The following is a 17,109-nucleotide window of genomic DNA, read 5'->3' as shown; positions in this document are numbered from 1 at the left end:
ATGGGAAAGATAGGTGGATTTAAAGAATATAGTAGAGCGGACGAAAGTAATGTAGCTGTAGTAGAACGTGTTTCTAATTACAATGAATTTACCATTCCGTTATCGAAAGAAAAAATAAAAGAACAAGGTTCAAGATGTATGGATTGCGGAATTCCGTTCTGTCACAGTTCATGTCCGTTAGGAAATTTAATTCCTGATTTTAATGACATGGTACACCAAGAAGAATGGGAAAGCGCTTTAGCCATCTTGCAATCAACCAATAACTTCCCTGAATTTACTGGAAGATTATGCCCAGCACCATGTGAAAAATCATGTGTACTTGGAATTATCAAAGAACCAGTTGCTATTGAGAATATTGAGAAAAATATTATCGAAAGAGGTTTTGCTGAAGGTTGGATTAAACCACAAGTTCCTGCACAAAGAACAGGCAAAACTGTAGCGGTTGTAGGTTCTGGACCAGCAGGACTAGCTGCAGCACAACAATTGAACCGTGCCGGTCATACTGTAACAGTGTTTGAAAGAGATAATGCTATTGGAGGTTTATTGCGTTACGGAATTCCAAACTTCAAATTAGAAAAAGGAATCATAGACAGACGAGTAGCTATCTTAGAAGCAGAAGGAATTACTTTCAAAACCAATGTACACGTTGGAGTAAACTTCAGCGTTGATGAATTGAATGCATTTGATTCGGTTGTACTTTGTGGTGGAGCTACTGAAAGAAGAGGTTTACCAACAAAAGGTGCCGATGCTAAAGGTGTAGTTCAAGCCATGACATTCTTGACTCAACAAACTAAAGTAGTTTGGGGAGAATCTGTTCCTGACCAAGTGTTAGCTACTGGTAAAGATGTAATTGTCATTGGTGGTGGAGATACTGGTTCTGACTGTGTCGGTACTTCAAACAGACAAGGAGCCAAATCAGTAACTAATTTTGAGATTATGCCAAAACCACCAGTGGGAAGAAGCGAATCTACTCCTTGGCCTTATTGGCCGTTACAATTGAAAACTTCGTCTTCTCACGAAGAAGGTTGTAACAGAAACTGGTTGATTAATACCAAAGAATTTATTACCAATGATAAAGGCGAATTAACTGCTTTAAAAACAGTAGAAGTAGAATGGAAAATTGTTCCAGGACAACGCCCTGAATTAATTGAAAAAGAAGGTTCAGAAAAAATATGGCCTTGTGACTTAGCGTTATTGGCACTTGGATTTACAGGTCCTGAGAAAACGTTAAGCGAGCAATTAGGCATCGAAACTGATTTTAGAACGAATTACAAAGCAACCAACTACCAAACGAATGTACCTCACATTTTCACTGCTGGTGATATGAGAAGAGGACAGTCGTTAATTGTTTGGGCTATCTCTGAAGGTCGTGAAGCGGCTAGAGAAGTAGATTTATTCTTAATGGGATCAACTAATCTACCAACAAAAGGTAACGGAGACTTACCTAGTTTGTAAAACCAAAACAACACAACACTACTACTAACATCCCTTGGTATTTTATATCAAGGGATGTTTATTTTACAAAAACACTAAAAACAACGTTTAATGTTCAAAAACAAACATTTTGTTATATTTTGTTAAACATTTAGATTTTATTTGTTTGTGAGGATAAAGAACTATAAATTTGCTCAAAATTAGAATCCAATGCAAGGAAAAGACTTATTACAATTAGCAGAACAATTTGGTAGCCCCTTATATGTTTATGATGCCGAAAAGATACAATCGCAATACAACCGTTTGACTAAAGCGTTTTCTAAAGTAGATACCCTTCGCATTAATTATGCAATGAAAGCATTGTCTAATGTAGCCATTCTTCAATTATTGAGAGATATGGGTTCTGGCTTAGACACCGTTTCTATTCAAGAGGTATTATTAGGTTTACACGCAGGATATGCTCCTGAAAAAATATTTTTTACTCCTAACGGTGTTTCTTTAGAAGAAATTGAAGAAGTAGCGGCTATGGGAGTTCAAATCAATATTGACAACTTGTCAATTCTAGAGCAATTTGGAACCAAATATCCTGATACTCCAGTTTGTATTCGTATCAATCCTCACGTAATGGCAGGTGGAAACACCAACATTTCAGTAGGTCATATTGATAGTAAATTTGGTATTTCAATCCACCAATTACCACACTTAATTCGTATTGTAGAAAATACAAAAATGAATATAGTAGGGATTCACATGCACACAGGATCAGATATTTTGGATATCGAAGTGTTCTTGTATGCTGCTGAAATCTTATTTGATGTGGCTAAAAATTTCAAAAACTTAGAATTCTTAGATTTTGGAAGCGGATTCAAAGTACCTTACAAAAAAGATGATATCGAAACTGATATTGAAGAGTTAGGTAAAAAATTATCGAAACGTTTCAACGATTTCTGTACGGAGTATGGAAAAGATTTGACATTAATTTTTGAACCTGGAAAATTCTTAGTGAGTGAAGCGGGATTCTTCTTGGCGAAAGTGAATGTAGTAAAACAAACTACTTCTACCGTTTTTGCAGGGGTAGATAGTGGATTCAACCACTTGATTCGTCCAATGTTATACGGTTCACAACACCATATCGAAAACATTTCTAATCCTGAAGGAAAAGAGCGTTTTTACTCGGTAGTGGGATACATTTGCGAAACGGATACTTTTGCTAACAATAGACGAATTGCTGAAATTAACGAAGGTGATATTCTTTGTTTCAAAAATGCAGGCGCTTACTGCTTCTCTATGTCATCAAATTACAATTCAAGATACAAACCTGCAGAGGTCTTATGGATGAATGGTCAAGGCCATTTGATTCGTGCCAAAGAATCTTTTGAAGATTTACTTCGCAACCAAATTCCATTGCCAGTCGCTGCAAGCGTTTAATATAAAAAAATCCCGTTCTGATTAGAACGGGATTTTTTTATTTCATTTATCGTTATATTTGAAAAGGAAAATAAATTATTTTGAATAAGCTCCAAACAAAAAAACAATCAATAATAATGCAATGCCTAATCAGTATTACATTAGTAGTATCTGTTTCTCTAATTTGTTTTTTTTTATCCAATCACATTGATTATCGAATTACAGCTTTGATATTACTCATGACTGTATCAGTTACGGCAATGTTATTCGACATCATCCCTGTGCTAATAACTGCTTTTTTGAGTGGGTTAATTCTGAATTATTTTTTCATCCAACCCTTATTTACACTTCATATTACAAATACTGAAGATATTCTATTGTTCTTAATGTACCTCATTATTGCATTAGTTAACGCAGTGCTTACTTATAAAATTAGAGAAGCCGAAAATAAGGCTAGAGATAAAGAAGAAAAAGAAAAAACAATTCAACTGTATGATACTTTACTCAATTCACTTTCTCATGAACTGCGAACTCCAATTGCAACAATAATTGGTGCAATTGATACTCTGAAAGAAAACAAAAACAAACTCTCCGAAAATAACCAAACCGTTTTATTAGAAGAAATTGACAAAGCTAGTATTCGATTGAATAGACAAGTTGAAAATTTACTCAATATGAGTAGGTTAGAAACGGGAACCTTGAAAACAAAACAAGATTGGTGTGATTTGAACGAATTGATTTATTCTTTGATTGAAAAAATTGCCGTGGTTAAAAATGAACACAATATTGATTTTGTTCCTGATGAAAAATTACCTTTATTCAAATTAGATACAGGATTAATCGAAGAAATTATTCAAAATTTAGTTTTGAATGCCATTCAATATACACCTAAGAAATCCATAATAAAAATTGCAGCAACACATCAATCAGAAAACTGTATCATTACTATTTCTGACACTGGAAATGGTTTTCCCGAAAGCGAAATTGAATTTGCCTTTGATAAATTTTATCGATTACCCAACACAAAAACAGGTGGTAGTGGACTTGGTTTATCGATTGTAAAAGGTTTTGTAGAAGCGCACAATGGCACTATATCATTAAAAAATATTCCCAATTCGGGGGCTTGTTTCACAATAACTATACCCACCGAAACTTCATATTTAAACTACCTTAAAAATGAATAAAGCTGAAATATTAGTTATTGATGATGAAGCACCCATTCGTAAATTACTTGAAATCACTTTAGAAAGTAATGAATACAAAGTTTGGCTTGCTGAAACAGGAAAAGAAGGTATTCTTTTAGCAGTGAATCACCCGCCTGAACTCATTTTATTGGATTTAGGACTCCCTGATAAAAGTGGTCACGAAATCCTTAAAGAGCTCCGAACTTGGTACAACAAAGCCATTATTATTCTTTCTGTTCAAGACAGCGAAGAGGATATTGTAAAAGCCTTAGACAATGGAGCAACCGACTATCTTACTAAACCTTTCAGAACAGCCGAATTATTGGCTAGAATTCGTTCCGTGATTCGAAGAAATCAAACTCAAAATGATAATAGCCTATTAACATCTGGAAATTTAGAAATTGATTTTGTCGCACGAATCATAAAACGAGATAATGAAACTCTGAAACTTACTGCTACCGAATTTAATTTACTAGCCCTTTTTATGAAAAATGAAGGGAGAGTGCTAACACATCAATACATTTTAAAAGAAATTTGGGGAGTAGGTTATCAAACAGAAACACAATACCTGCGAGTGTTTGTAGCCACGCTACGCAAAAAAATTGAAGAAAATCCAAATCAGCCCAAACACATCATTACTGAAAGTGGTGTGGGATACCGTTTTAGCTAAATCTTTATAAAATCTTTATAAAATCTTTATATCTAACCGCTACATCTTTACATTCTGCCAATACCATTTTATTGAAATTTGTATCATATAATTTTTAACAAATTCAATAATGAATACAACAAAAAATGGAGTGGCAAGTAAAGTAACTGCTGCCTCTCTTTTAGTGGCACTTGGAATCATCTATGGAGATATTGGTACCAGCCCATTATATGCATTAAGAGCTGTAATTGGAGATAGACCCATCGATTTAACTTTAGTTTACGGTGGAGTTTCCTGTATTTTTTGGACTTTAGTTTTTCAAACCACAATAAAATATGTTTGGCTGACACTACGTGCTGACAATCATGGTGAAGGTGGAATATTTTCTCTTTATGCTTTAGTGAGACGCTTTGGGAAAAAATTAGTTATTCCGACTATTCTCGGAGCAACTACCTTATTAGCTGATGGAATTATCACCCCTCCTATTTCGGTTTCTACAGCAATTGAAGGCCTTGGAATGGTGAAAGGCCTTGAAAATACTATCATTCCAGGAAACACTTTAACGATAGGAATTGTAGTCGCCATCTTATCATTACTATTTTTCTTCCAACGATTTGGAACTCATGTTATAGGAAAATTTTTTGGCCCTATAATGGCAGTTTGGTTTACCATGCTATTGGTTGTTGGATTACATGAAATTGCAATCCATCCCGATATAATAAAAGCCTTAAATCCGTATTATGGATACAATCTTTTACTAAATTACCCAAATGGTTTCTGGCTATTAGGAGCTGTTTTTCTTTGTACCACTGGAGCTGAAGCCTTATATTCTGATTTAGGTCATTGCGGGATTAAGAACATTCGAATTACTTGGATTTATGTAAAAATAAGTTTAGTAACCTGCTATTTAGGACAAGCTGCTTGGTTGATGCACCAAGGAGAAAATCTATTAAATGGTAGAAATCCGTTTTTTGAAATCATTCCAACCTGGTTTTTATTACCTAGTATCATTATTGCTACATGCGCTACCATTATTGCATCACAAGCTTTAATCAGTGGAAGTTTTACGTTAATCAGCGAAGGTATGAACCTGAATTTTTGGCCAAGAGTAACCGTAAAGCAACCCAGCGACAGCAAAGGACAAGTCTATATTCCAAGTGTCAACTCCATTTTATGGTTTGGTTGTATTTTAATGATGGTGTATTTTAAAGAAAGTGCGCACATGGAAGCCGCTTATGGATTCTCTATTACGATTACCATGTTGATGACAACTTACTTACTAAGCTTTTTTATCAATTATAGGTTGAAATGGAACAAACTAAAAGTCATTTTGTTCTTAAGTATTTTTGGTACTATCGAGATTGCCTTTTTCATTGCCAATGTTGCCAAAATTAAAGAACGATGGATGTTCTTGTTTTTTGAACTCTTCATTTTTACAGTAATGTACGTTTGGTTTTTCGCTAGAAAAATCAACAATAGATTCACCAAATTTGTTGAATTAGGCAAATACAGCAGTACCCTAACCGAACTTAGTGAAGACGATGCCATACCAAAATTTGCTACTCATTTAATTTACTTATCCAAAGCCGATAGACGTCATGAGATTGAAGAAAAAATCATGAAATCAATTTTTGCTAAAAAACCTAAACGTGCCGATGTCTATTGGTTTCTACATTTGAATCGTACGGAAGATCCTTTTACGCTATCTTATGACGTGTCCGAATTGGTTGACGACAAGGTAATAAAAGTAAATATTAACGTAGGATTTAGAATTCAGCCAAAAACAGAACTGTATTTCAAAAATATTGTCAAAGAATTGGTAGCCAATAAAGAATTGAATTTACATATTCGCCCAGATGGATCCAGTAAATACAATAGCGAACCCGATTTTAAATTTGTTGTTATTGAAAAATTTCTATCTATAGAGAATGAATTTGCATTACGTGAAGGCATGATCCTTAATTCTTATTTCTTACTAAAACGAATGGGCTTAAGTGATGAAAAAGCTTTTGGTTTAGAGAAATCTGATGTTGAAGTGGAACAAATTCCTTTGGTATACCAACCCATTACCAATATCAAATTAGATCGAAAAATTAGACACTAATGAAACCTGATTCATCATTGGCTCTCTTTCAAAAGTATTTTAATCATAGTAATAGATCAATTGAAATTGAATTGAAAAACCATGAAGTTCTAAAAGGAAAATTTATTGGTTATTTCAGAGGAAATAAGGAATATATAACAAAGTGGCATTTTACTGCTGTCGATACAAAATTTGGCAGAGATCAATTTGGTTTTTTAATTGGACAACTTATTGAACACCGAGACATTTTGAGTGTACGGTTCTTGGAAGATGATTCAATTATTTATCTCAATACTATTTAGTCCTCAAAACAAAAAATCCCGTTCTGTATCAGAACGGGATTTTTTATATCAACTAAATTCTAAAAGTTTTATTTCACAAATAACTCTTCCAAAACTTCCGATTCAGTACCATTGGTAAATGGGATTTTTAATAATTGCGAAAGCGTAGGTGCTATTTGAGTAATGTGTTTTTTGGTATGTGAGTTTCCTTTTTTGATTCCCCAACCATAAAAAAGCATGGGTACATGAGTGTCATAACTATTTGGCGAACCGTGTGTTGTTCCTGTTTCGATGTATTCCATATAACCCGCTTTGTCCAAAATAAAGATATCTCCATTTTGTTTTGGATCATAGCCTTTGGCAATAAAACTCAAGAAATAATCATCGCCTGTTGAAGCTAAAATTTCTTCTTCAGTATATACTCGTTTCACTTGGTCTTGCGTCATTAAGAAGTCTTTAAAACTTTGTTTTACTTTTGCCAAGTCTAAACCTTTTTCTTTTAATACTGGTTTATTAAAGAACAAATTGAAATTAGAATAATTCAAGATCAAGTCAGCTCCAAAAGTTTCCGTTGAAAATTTTCTCAAAGCTGCATCAACATTTTTTGCTGGTACATTTTTCACATTGTATTTGTTATCCTTTAAATAATTAGGATTTTCGGCTCCTGCATGATCGGCCGTTAAAAACAACACATAATTGTCTTTTCCAACCGTTTGATCTAAATAGGTCATGAACTTAGCTAAAGTTAAATCCAATCGCAAATAGGTGTCTTGCAACTCCATAGAACGGGGTCCAAAAGTATGCCCAACATAATCAGTTGAAGAGAAACTTACCGTTAAGAAATCAGTAATAGCATCTTTACCTAAATTTTCTTTATCAATCGCTCTTATGGCTAAATCTGCCAAAATATCGTTACCAAAAGGAGTAGTTCGCAATACATCAGCTCCTTTTTCATCGTATATTTTTTTCAAATCATACGGAAAAACTGGGCCTGTAGTTTTATCTATTTTACCTTCATACGGGTTGTCATCTACTAAACTTTCGTCATAAGTACCCACTGGTTTTAATAAATTCCAACCGCCATTGATGTAATTCATATAACGCTTTTCGTTATTAAATTCCGTCACCCAAGCAGGTAAACTAGCACCATAAAATGTACTCGAAATAAAAGATCCGGTCTTACTATACCAATAGGCACCATTAGCAAAATGGCCCGCAGGCAAAATAGCGCCACGGTCTTTAATACTCATTCCAATCACTTTCCCTCTGAAGTTAGTAGCCATGCGCAATTCATCCGTAATGGTAGTGCTTAGCAAATTTTTAGGCGACATAGCACCTTCTTTGTCTGTTCCATCACCCAGCGTTTTCACACTAGCATCATCAGTGCAATACATTTCTTTTCCTGTAGCACGATTGAACCATTCGTTACCCACAATCCCATGAGTAGCAGGAGTCGTTCCTGTATAGATTGAAGCATGTCCTGGAGCGGTGTAAGTGGGCACATAATTATAATGCATATTATGGAACGTATAACCCCCATTCATAATACGTTTGAAACCGTTAGCCGAAAAATCATCTGAAAAACGATACAAGTATTCCATTTTCATTTGGTCAACTACAACTCCAACGACTAATTTTGGGCGTTGTTGCGCTTGAACCGTAAGTACAAGACTGAAAGTCAAAAACAATGCTAATTTCTTCATATAAAAGGTATTTTATGAATCAAAAATACAGATTAATTTGGATAACTATTTCCAATAAATCGGTTTTTTAACTAAAATTAATTTAAAAATAACATCAAGAACGATTTCTATTTTGGATTTTCCTCAAAATAGCGTTTTTCAATTCGTTTGATGTCTTTGATAGAATTCTTGGCCCAAGCCAATCTTTTTTCCAGAATTTCTTCTTCAGATAATTGCCAATCAATATCTGAATTGCGAAGTCTGTTAGTTAAGTTCTGAATAATAATTGCTGCCGAAACAGAGATATTTAAACTTTCTGTAAATCCTACCATCGGAATCTTTAAGAAACCATCGGCTTCACGCATAATTTCTTCCGACAAACCATCTATTTCTGTTCCAAAAAACAAAGCACTAGGTTTAGAAATATCAAAATTTTCTAACAGACAATCATTTTCGTGAGGTGTAGTGGCAATAATTTGATAGCCTTTGTTTCGTAGCGTTTGAACACACGCTGCTGGGGTTTCATAGGTATGAATATCTACCCATTTTTGAGCGCCCATCGCAATTTGTTTGTCGATACTTTTCCCATAACGTTGCTCAATCACATTCAATTCTTGGATACCAAAAACTTCACAACTACGCATTACAGCACTTGTATTGTGCATTTGAAAAACATCTTCAACAGCTATTGTAAAATGATTGGTTCTATTTTTCAAGACATTCAAAAAACGTTCTTTTCGATTGTCTGTCAAAATATTTTCAAGAAAATTAAGGTAATCGATATCAATCATTGTCTCTTTTTTTGGAGACAAAAATACTAAAAAGGTTTATATTTGCACTTTCGAAAAAACAACACAAAAATGACCACTCTAAACGAATTGAATGCTATCTCCCCAATTGATGGAAGATACAGAAATAAAACCCTTTCATTAGCTCCTTTTTTCTCAGAAGAAGCTTTAATCAAATACCGCGTTTTAATTGAAATTGAATACTTTATCGCTTTGTGCGAAGTACCTTTACCTCAACTAAAAAATGTAAATCCGAATTTGTTTGAAAGTTTGCGTGCCATCTACAAAAACTTTTCTACTGAAGATGCCCTTTGGATTAAAGAAACGGAAAAAGTGACCAATCACGATGTAAAAGCGGTAGAATATTTCATCAAAGATGCCTTTGAAAAATTAGGTTTATCAGAGTACAAAGAGTTCATTCACTTTGGGTTAACTTCTCAAGACATCAACAATACCGCGATTCCGCTTTCGACCAAAGAAGCGTTTGAAAAAGTGTATATGCCTTCTTTAATTGGTTTAATTTCAAAACTAAAAGAATTAAGCACCGAATGGCGTGATGTGCCAATGCTAGCACGTACTCATGGACAACCAGCGTCTCCAACTCGTTTAGGGAAAGAAATTGGGGTTTTTGTAGAACGTTTAGAAGAGCAAATGCGTTTGCTATTCAATATTCCATTTGCAGCAAAATTTGGAGGTGCCACTGGAAACTACAATGCACACCATGTAGCATATCCACAAATTGATTGGAAACAATTCGGAGATACCTTCGTAGAAAATAATTTAGGATTACACCATTCCTTCCCTACTACACAAATTGAGCATTACGATCACTTTGCAGCATTTTTTGATGCCTTGAAGCGAATCAATACCATTATCATTGACTTAGATCGCGATATCTGGACGTATGTATCAATGGAGTATTTCAAACAAAAAATCAAAGCAGGAGAAATTGGTTCTTCGGCTATGCCACATAAAGTAAACCCGATTGATTTTGAAAATTCAGAAGGTAATTTAGGAATTGCCAATGCTATTTTCGAACATTTATCAGCTAAATTGCCTATCTCAAGATTACAACGTGACTTGACTGACAGTACCGTTTTAAGAAATATAGGTGTACCCATGGGACACACTATTATTGCTTTTGAAGCCACTTTGAAAGGATTGAACAAATTATTGTTAAACGAACCTAAATTTCACGAAGATCTAGAAAGAAACTGGGCAGTTGTTGCTGAGGCTATACAAACTATTTTACGCCGTGAAGGGTATCCAAATCCGTATGAAGCGTTGAAAGGTTTAACCAGAACAAACGAAGCCATTACTAAAGAATCGATTCACAGTTTCATTGCTAGTTTAGAAGTATCTGACGCTATTAAAACGGAATTACTACAAATTACACCAAGTAATTTTGTAGGGATTTAATCTAAAAATTGAAAACATAAAAAAGGCTTAAGAAAATATCTTAAGCCTTTTTTTATTTGGTAAACTACTTATTATCTTGAATAATTTGGAGCTTCTTTAGTAATTGTCACATTGTGTGGGTGACTTTCTGTGATTCCACTTGAAGTAATACGAACAAAACGTCCATTCTCTTGTAACGTTGGAATATCTTTTGCACCGCAATAACCCATTCCAGCACGAAGACCTCCAATGAATTGCAACATACTTTCGTTTAATTCTCCTTTGTAAGGTACACGACCTACAATTCCTTCTGGAACCAATTTCTTCACATCGTCTTCTACATCTTGGAAATAACGATCTTTAGAACCACCTTGCATTGCCTCCACAGAACCCATTCCTCTATACGATTTGAATTTTCTTCCTTCAAAAATAATGGTTTCTCCTGGAGATTCTTTGGTTCCTGCTAAAAGCGAACCTAACATCACACAGTCCGCTCCTGCAGCAATCGCTTTAGGAATATCTCCTGTATAACGAATACCACCATCTGCAATAACTGGAACTCCAGTTCCTTTGATAGCCGCTGCTACTTCTAAAACTGCTGAGAATTGAGGAAAACCAACACCTGCTACGATACGAGTGGTACAAATAGACCCCGGTCCGATTCCTACTTTTACACCATCAGCACCATTTTCAACTAAATATTTAGCCGCTTCTGGCGTAGCAATGTTTCCAACAATAACATCAATTTGAGGAAATTTAGCTTTTACTTCTTTCAACACATTCACCACACCTTGCGTATGTCCATGAGCCGTATCAATAATAATTGCATCTACTCCAGCTTTCACTAAAGCTTCTGCTCTTTGCACTGCATCTCCTGTAACTCCGATAGCTGCAGCTACACGCAAACGTCCATAAACGTCTTTATTAGCAATAGGTTTCTGAGTTAATTTAGTAATATCTCTAAAAGTGATTAAACCTACTAATTCATTTTTAGCATTAATCACAGGTAATTTTTCAATTTTATTTCCTTGTAAAACGACTTCAGCTTGTTCTAAAGAAGTTCCTTCAGCAACAGTAATTAAGTTTTGAGAAGTCATTACTTCAACAATCGGGCGCGCTCCATTTTTTTCAAAACGCAAATCACGATTAGTAACAATTCCTTTTAAGATTTTATGTTCGTCTACAATTGGAATTCCTCCAATTCCAAATTCTTTCATCGCATTCTTTGCATCAGCTACGGTAGAAGTTAATGGCAAAGTCACAGGATCAATAATCATCCCAGATTCTGCACGTTTTACTTTACGCACCTTAGCCGCTTGCTGCTCAATAGTCATATTCTTATGCAATACTCCAATTCCGCCTTCCTGAGCCATAGCAATCGCCATAGAACTTTCTGTAACCGTATCCATAGCAGCAGCTACGATTGGAACATTTAACGTAATATTTCTTGAAAATTTAGATTGGATACTTACTTCGCGAGGAAGCACATTAGAATAGTTAGGAACTAATAGAACGTCATCGTAAGTTAATCCTTCGCCGATAATCTTAGAATTGTGTGCGATCATTGCAATTTGAAGTTGTGGTTAAATTGCGTGCAAATATAGATAATCTTAAGTAAAAAACCATCGCAATCTTATAATTTATGATTAAATTGCAGTGTATCACATATTTCAATCGATTTCAGTACACACAAATTATTTAGAATAATGTCATTAATTTCTTTTCAATGGCAATACAAACAGAAATAAAAGGGTTATCTACCAATGAAGTACATGAGTCTCGAATCAAAAATGGTTCGAACACATTAGACCATCAGCACAAAAATGCTTTTTGGTCTTCAGTCATAGCAATTAGTAAGGAGCCAATGTTCATACTGCTGCTAACTGCTACCAGTATTTATTTCGTAATGGGGGATTATGGCAATGGGATTTTTATGTCGATTGCAATTGTACTCATGGCTAGTATATCCCTCTACCAAGAATCTAAAAGTAAAAATGCCATTCAAGCCCTTGAAAAACTAACCCAACCTAAAAGCAAAGTAATCCGAAATGGTGAATTAATTGAAATTGCTAGTGAGGAGATTGTTCTAGGAGATTACATTCAAATTGAGGAAGGCACCTTTGTTCCTGCTGATGGAATCATTATTCAATCCAATGATTTTACTATAAACGAATCTGTATTGACTGGTGAATCTTTTTCGGTGACCAAAAATGAAAAATCAGAAAACAAAAACGTCTTTCAGGGTACTATTGTAGCAAGTGGTTTAGCCATTTGTATTGTAACTGCCATTGGAAACGCTACTCAATTAGGCAAAATTGGAAAAAGTTTAAGCAGTATTGAAGAAGAAAAAACGCCGCTTCAGAAACAAATCGAAAATTTTGCAAAAAAAATGTCTGTCGTTGGCTTGGTAATTTTCGGCATTGTTTGGGGGATAAATTATTACCATTCTAGAATTGTTTTAGATAGTTTACTCAAGGCTCTAACAATTGCGATGAGCATTATTCCTGAAGAAATTCCTGTGGCATTTACCACTTTTATGGCACTCGGCGCATGGCGTTTAATGAAAATGGGAATCATTGTTAAACAAACTAAAACAGTCGAAACATTGGGGAGCGCTACTGTAATTTGTACCGATAAAACAGGAACCATCACTGAAAACAAAATGAGTTTGTCACAATGGTACTCCCTTTCCTCCAATCAAATTTCAGGAATAAAAATAAATCGCACTCCAGAAGAAAATGAACTGCTAACCTTGGCTATGTGGGCAAGCGAACCTATTCCTTTTGACGCGATGGAAATAGCGCTACACGATACCTATACCAATCTGGATTTAGTAGACGAACGTGCCGATTTTAAATTAGCTTACGAATATCCTCTGAATGGCAAGCCGCCCATGATGACTCATATTTTTGAAAACGACAAAGGCATTCGAATTATAGCAGCCAAAGGCGCACCTGAAGCCCTGCTTTCTTGTTCTAATTTATCTAAAAATGAATTTGAAAAAATTCAACAAGCCTTAACTACAATGACTCAAGAAGGCTTTCGGGTTTTGGCAGTAGCCGAAGCCAAATTCTATGGAGATAACTTTCCCGAAAAGCAACAAGATTTTTCTTTTCAATTTAAAGGGTTGGTTGCTTTTTACGATCCTCCAAAAAGCAATATCAAAGAGGTGTTTGAAACCTTTTATAAAGCAGGAATAGATATTAAAATCATCACTGGCGATAATACCGAAACTACGACTACTATTGCAAAACAAGTAGGTTTTAAAAATCATGATAAAGCCTTAAGTGGAGACGAATTGATGGCTATGGACGAAATAAGCTTGAAATCAAAAGTAATGGAAACTCATCTCTTTACAAGGATGTTTCCCGAAGCCAAACTTAAGATTATCAAAGCCCTAAAAGACAACAACCAAATTGTAGCCATGACTGGAGATGGCGTTAACGATGGTCCCGCTCTAAAATCAGCACACATCGGAATTGCAATGGGAAAAAGAGGCACTGAAATTGCTAAGCAAGCCGCAAACCTGATTCTAATTGACGATGATTTTGCTAAAATGACGGAAGCAATTGCAATGGGGAGAAAAATTTACATCAATCTAAAAAAAGCCATTCAGTACATTATTTCAATTCATATTCCCTTGATTTTAATTGTATTTATTCCTTTGGCATTAGGATGGATATATCCCAACATATTTTCTCCAGTTCATATTATATTTTTAGAAATTATTATGGGGCCTACTTGTTCTATAATCTATGAAAATGAGCCTATGGAACGAAATCTAATGGAGTTAAAGCCGAGACCATTAACTACTACTTTTTTTAAGTTTAAGGAAATCGCTTTAAGCATTATACAAGGACTTGCAATTACTTTAGGATTAATTGTTATGTACCAGTATGGCGTATGGAATGGAAACTCAGAGAATGGGACTCGGACTTTAGTTTTCTTAACTTTAGTTGGTTCTAATATATTCCTGACACTCTCAAATCGTTCTTTTTATTATTCGATTTTTACCACTTTACAATACAAAAACAACCTGGTTGTACTTATTATAGGAATTACCATTCTTACTACAACATTACTTGTTTTTATCCCGACTTTAGCAAAGTTTTTTCAGTTTGAAGTAGTTACTTTAGAAGATTTCGGATATAGTATGGTTGTAGCTGGTATGGCTGTATTTTGGATTGAAATATTCAAACTTATTCGCCGATTGAAATAAAAATTATTCTTTAAAAACAACATTTAATCCCAGTTGAAACGAAAGGCTATTCGCCTTTGAAATATCAGCATACGACAACAAATTGTCCGCCAATACATAAAAGTTAACTGGTCCCACTTTGGTTGACATCCCTAATCCTAGATTGGTATAAGAAAAAGAGTCTAATGTATAGGTGGCTTTCATTTGTACACTTTTTGAAAAGCTTCTTTTGTAATACGTTGTAAATGCAAACAATGGCGATTTTGGAGTGGTCATGACAAATAATTGCGCTCCTACCGCACTTTTATAAAATATACTAGGATCAGAACCCTCACAATTACAAGTCCCATCTATCACTCTTTCTTCGTCAAAAGAATATTGAGCCGAAGCATTGAATTTAGTTGGCCTCCAAGTAGTGTATTTTGTATGTAAGGTATCCAATACAATGGCATTTTTAAAATCTTGATAATTCGCTTGAGCGGCATTTTCATTGTTAAAATGAGGCACTAATCCTTTGTAATTATAAAAACCTTTATAGCTATAACTTTCTACATTCTTCGTGTGATTAATATAGCCTAAATCAATAACACTAGCCGTAAACTGCAAATTAGTTTGCGGATAATAAGTCAATCCTAAATCCAGTCCAAATCCTAAATTTCCTCCTAATAAAATCCCCTTCTTAACATCTGTTCCAACATTGGTAGTGTTATTTGCATCATTATATTGGGCAATACCTGAAGTATTCAATTGTAAATTAGAATACACTATTTGTTCGTAATAAGCATCTGTAGATGTAGTGGTATAAATATATCCTGCATTATTAATGGAACTCGCATTAAAAATACTAGAATATATTTTGGCTCTAGCGCCTACAATTAAATTGTCTTGGATTTTTTTATGGTATCCAATATGAAACACTGACAATAACTCCGCCTTGGCACTTAGGTCTCCAAGATCAAATCGTTTTCCAATATAATTTTTATTGCCATCTATGGCCAAAGTGGCTATGTCTTGAGGCATATAGGATAGAAAATCAAATTCTTGGTACAAACCAAAAGATAAATAGCCTTTATTTTCATAATTATTGCCTAGTTTAAATCCACCACTAAACAGTTCCATTTGTTGATTCAAACTCAACACATCATTATGCGTAGTTTTGGAAAGTACATTTCTCAATTTGGTATTAAAATCAACTCCATCATTGGCAAACAAATCATACGCTGAGAATCCACTTGAGCTCATATTCATTGAAATACCAGATAAAAACGGAACACCTGCATACCATTTGTACTTCACGTCTGCACCTGGATTAGTCATCAAAGTTTGAGGAATATCAGTAAAATTATACAACAGTTGTTTATTTTGTGCTATTAAATTAGTTGCCGAAAAAAGACAAAAAAGGAATACTACTTTTCTCATTGAATTACAAAATAAGCGGTTATACCTGAACGCATTTTTATGGTACCTGAACTTGTTTCTGTCAAGGCAGTTCCCGAAGCCATTCGTAACGCCATCTCAATTCGAGTAGTACTTTTTAAAGTACTCAATCGAGTCCCTTGAAACACTTCTTTTTGTGTAATGATATTGGACGCTCCATAGTAAGCGGGTACAGCAATCGAAATACTATCCAATTGAGTACCACTAGCATTAAATAATTTGACGTCCAAAGTATATGCTCTTGCTATGGTATTATTAATTTCAAAATCCAAATCAACTTTGGCTAAATCATTGACAAAAAATGTGTTATTAAAAACATCAACTGTAGAACGATCTATAAATTGAGACGATTCTATTCCATTGGTCACAAATTCATTTGCTGGAATATCAAAATAGACCAAATTAGCAACATAGGTAGGTTCTAATCGTAAGTTTTTGGTTTGATTAAAATCCAAATCACTGGAACATGCTGCAAAAAATAGCGATAATAAGCATATTCCTAAATAGCGATAATAAGGGAGATAAAGGAGGCGTTTCATAAAATCAGGATTCAAATAATGTAAAAAAG

At 34.6% G+C, this 17,109-nt stretch carries 13 protein-coding genes; 8 read left to right on the top strand and 5 right to left on the bottom strand.

What is annotated here, in order from left to right; all coding sequences use genetic code 11:
• The 6 genes from RMR09_RS06425 to RMR09_RS06400 all read left to right on the top strand — a co-directional run bounded on the left by RMR09_RS06425 (window position 1) and on the right by RMR09_RS06400 (window position 7,059).
• On the top strand, window positions 1-1,455 hold the full coding sequence (locus RMR09_RS06425) for a glutamate synthase subunit beta (RefSeq protein WP_310594971.1): 1,455 nt from the start codon (window positions 1-3) through the stop codon (window positions 1,453-1,455).
• 189 nt (window positions 1,456-1,644) lie between these two features.
• Window positions 1,645-2,862, top strand: coding sequence for a diaminopimelate decarboxylase (lysA, locus tag RMR09_RS06420; RefSeq protein WP_310594970.1), 1,218 nt, complete (start codon window positions 1,645-1,647; stop codon window positions 2,860-2,862).
• A gap of 116 nt (window positions 2,863-2,978) precedes the next feature.
• Entirely contained in the window at window positions 2,979-4,025 is a 1,047-nt protein-coding gene (locus RMR09_RS06415; RefSeq protein ID WP_310594969.1) for an ATP-binding protein, read from the top strand.
• On the top strand, window positions 4,018-4,695 hold the full coding sequence (locus RMR09_RS06410; protein ID WP_310594968.1) for a response regulator transcription factor: 678 nt from the start codon (window positions 4,018-4,020) through the stop codon (window positions 4,693-4,695). Before RMR09_RS06415 ends, RMR09_RS06410 begins: the two co-directional genes overlap by 8 nt.
• A 109-nt stretch (window positions 4,696-4,804) precedes the next feature.
• The gene (locus RMR09_RS06405; protein WP_310594967.1) at window positions 4,805-6,778 is read left to right on the top strand and encodes a KUP/HAK/KT family potassium transporter; all 1,974 of its coding nucleotides are present in this window, start codon (window positions 4,805-4,807) and stop codon (window positions 6,776-6,778) included.
• Window positions 6,778-7,059, top strand: a complete 282-nt coding sequence (locus RMR09_RS06400) for a hypothetical protein (protein ID WP_310594966.1) — start codon at window positions 6,778-6,780, stop codon at window positions 7,057-7,059. Before RMR09_RS06405 ends, RMR09_RS06400 begins: the two co-directional genes overlap by 1 nt.
• A 68-nt stretch (window positions 7,060-7,127) precedes the next feature.
• Here RMR09_RS06400 and pafA read toward each other — a convergent pair whose 3' ends face one another.
• Together pafA and RMR09_RS06390 are read right to left on the bottom strand one after the other, a co-directional pair.
• Window positions 7,128-8,741 carry an alkaline phosphatase PafA gene (gene pafA / locus RMR09_RS06395; RefSeq protein WP_310594965.1) on the bottom strand — a complete coding sequence of 538 codons (1,614 nt, stop codon included), beginning with the start codon at window positions 8,739-8,741 and terminating at the stop codon, window positions 7,128-7,130.
• Window positions 8,742-8,848: 107 nt separating this feature from the next.
• Window positions 8,849-9,511, bottom strand: coding sequence for an RNA methyltransferase (locus RMR09_RS06390; protein ID WP_310594964.1), 663 nt, complete (start codon window positions 9,509-9,511; stop codon window positions 8,849-8,851).
• Between the two features lie 69 nt (window positions 9,512-9,580).
• On the opposite strand from RMR09_RS06390, the gene purB reads away from it, so the two are divergent.
• Entirely contained in the window at window positions 9,581-10,927 is a 1,347-nt protein-coding gene (gene purB, locus RMR09_RS06385; protein ID WP_310594963.1) for an adenylosuccinate lyase, read from the top strand.
• A gap of 71 nt (window positions 10,928-10,998) precedes the next feature.
• Here the strand turns inward: purB and guaB are convergent, their stop codons facing one another.
• Window positions 10,999-12,471 (bottom strand): IMP dehydrogenase, encoded by a 1,473-nt coding sequence (gene guaB, locus RMR09_RS06380; protein ID WP_310594962.1) that lies wholly within the window; start codon window positions 12,469-12,471, stop codon window positions 10,999-11,001.
• Window positions 12,472-12,632: 161 nt separating this feature from the next.
• Between guaB and RMR09_RS06375 the strand changes: the two genes are divergently transcribed.
• Window positions 12,633-15,125: a cation-translocating P-type ATPase gene (locus tag RMR09_RS06375; RefSeq protein ID WP_310594961.1), complete on the top strand. Its 2,493-nt coding sequence runs from the start codon at window positions 12,633-12,635 to the stop codon at window positions 15,123-15,125.
• Window positions 15,126-15,128: 3 nt separating this feature from the next.
• Here RMR09_RS06375 and RMR09_RS06370 read toward each other — a convergent pair whose 3' ends face one another.
• Window positions 15,129-16,523, bottom strand: a complete 1,395-nt coding sequence (locus tag RMR09_RS06370; protein WP_310594960.1) for a DUF5723 family protein — start codon at window positions 16,521-16,523, stop codon at window positions 15,129-15,131.
• A complete protein-coding gene (locus tag RMR09_RS06365) occupies window positions 16,520-17,080 on the bottom strand; it encodes a hypothetical protein (RefSeq protein ID WP_310594959.1) in 561 nt (186 codons plus the stop codon). Before RMR09_RS06365 ends, RMR09_RS06370 begins: the two co-directional genes overlap by 4 nt.
• Window positions 17,081-17,109: the final 29 nt, after the last annotated feature.

Origin of the sequence: Flavobacterium sp., assembly GCF_031537875.1 — a bacterium.
Taxonomy (GTDB): Bacteria; Bacteroidota; Bacteroidia; order Flavobacteriales; family Flavobacteriaceae; genus Flavobacterium.
The sequence above is the reverse complement of the archived record's forward strand: the minus strand, read 5'-3'. Positions and strand labels throughout refer to the sequence as shown.